The organism is Hyphomicrobium sp. 2TAF46 (assembly GCF_052114865.1).
Lineage (GTDB): Bacteria > Pseudomonadota > Alphaproteobacteria > Rhizobiales > Hyphomicrobiaceae > Hyphomicrobium_B.
Genome location: NZ_JBFRFO010000025.1, coordinates 1 through 1872 on the forward strand (window position 1 = coordinate 1; position 1872 = coordinate 1872).

Sequence of the window (1872 nt, forward strand, 5' to 3'; positions counted from 1 at the left end):
CCGGCATCGCGGCCGACCGTGTAGCCGTCCTCCCACCGCGTCGTCACCCGGCCCTTGCCGAACGGGCTGCTCCAGACCTGCGTCACCCCCCAGCGGTCGTTCGACCGCACGAAGCCTTCGCCGAGGCCATAGAACGTCATGTCGCCGCGGGCGTCGTTGACGTTATAGAGACGGCCGTCCTTGCCGAGGAAGTTCGTCGTCTGGATATTACCCCCCGCGTACGCCAGCGAGCCGCCGGAGATGTCGAAGATCGACCCCGCCTGCGCGATGACCTCCGGCGCCGCCAAGGTGATGGTGCCGCCGACGGCGCTCCATTCGCCAATCGTGTGCTTGGTGTTGGCGAGATAGCCGCCGACCTCCAGGAGCCCGCCCGGCGTGTAGTAGCGGTCGCTGTCGTAGCCGCCGGTGCCCGCCGGGACGTAGATCAGGTCGCGCAGGTCGACCCAGACGTCGGCGTTCTTCAAGTAGCTGTTGTCGCGGTTCTGCGGACTGTCGCGCAGCTCGTTGCCCTGGATGTTGATCTTGAGGTTGTTCGCGCTCATCGCCAGCTGCACGTCGCGCACGCCGGAGACGTCGATCACCGATCCGTCCGCCGTGAACACGCGCCGGCCCGCCGACACCGCCACCTGACCGCCCTGCGCCAGCGTGATCGAGCCGTCGGCGCCGCCCGCAAACACCACGTCGCCGCCGCTCACGATCTCGATCCGCGACTGGTCGAGACGATCGGCCAGCGTCGACAGGTTGTTGAACGCACCCGTCGCGCTCCGTTGCCCATTGGCCGCCGCCGAGGCCTTGATCAGCGCCTCGCGCTGGCTGTCGAGCGCCGTCTCCGTGCTCAGCAGCTCGGGGATCACCGTCGTCAGGCTGCCCGCGCCGAGCGTGATGCTGCCGAGTGTGTCGGTCGCGGCGTTCAACAGATGGATCGTGCCCCGCGTGTTGACCGACGTCGTCGACAGCAGCACCCCGTCCTGCAGGAGCGTCCGCCCCGCCAGCGTGATGTCGCCCTGCGGCGCGAAGATGAGACCCGTGTTCCGGACCACCGCCAGCGCATCCCGGACCACCGGAGAGATCTCATTGCCCCGCGTCGTCGAGAAGCTGTTCGCGTCCGTGCCGTAGCCGCGGCGGAGGATGAAGTCGTTGCCGGCCGCCAGCTGCGTCTGCCCCAACGGCGTCGTGATCGTGCCGGCGTTGTGCACCTCCCGGCCCAGCAACAGCACGAAGCCGCCGCCCGCCGTCACCGATGTTGGCGCGGTGGTGGTGATCGCCGCCCCCGCCTCCACCCGTACCGCACCGCCGGCGTTGGTGAAGCTCGGGATCCAGCTCGTGCCCGACTGCGTCGAGTAGAGGCCGCTGGTCAGGAACTGCTCGTTGGAGATGGCCGCCGTCGAGGCGATCAGCGCCCCGACGTTGACCTGCGACGTGCCGCCGAARATGATGCCGTTCTGGTTGATGACGTAGACCGAGCCGTCGGCCTTGATCGAGCCCAGGATCTGGCTCGGCCGCCCGTCCGTCCCCAGCACCCGGTTGAGCGCCACCCAGCTGGAATTGCCCTGCTGGTCGAAGGTTAGGTCGGTCTTGCCGCCGACGTTGAACGTATCCCAGGTCAGGATTGCCTTCTGCTGCGTCTGCCCGATGTTGACTTTGACGCGGTCGCCGTCCGTGAACGCGGTCGGCAGGTTGGCGCCCTTCCACAACGCCGCATCGATAGTGCCGTCCGGACGCGTCACGCCGGTGCCGATCTTGAGGCCGGCCAGGCCATTGGGCACCAGGTTCGGCAGGGCGTTGAGCTGCAGCTGCGCCGCGCTCCGCGCCGCCGCCTGGCTCGCCTGCTGCGCCTGCACGGCGAGCGTCGCCCGCCGCAACGTGTTCTGC

At 68.7% G+C, this 1872-nt stretch carries 1 protein-coding gene; it reads right to left on the reverse strand.

The window, feature by feature from the left end; genetic code table 11:
* The coding region (locus AB4Z24_RS22475) for a two-partner secretion domain-containing protein (protein WP_441711878.1) at nt 1-1872 on the reverse strand (1872 nt) is incomplete at both ends.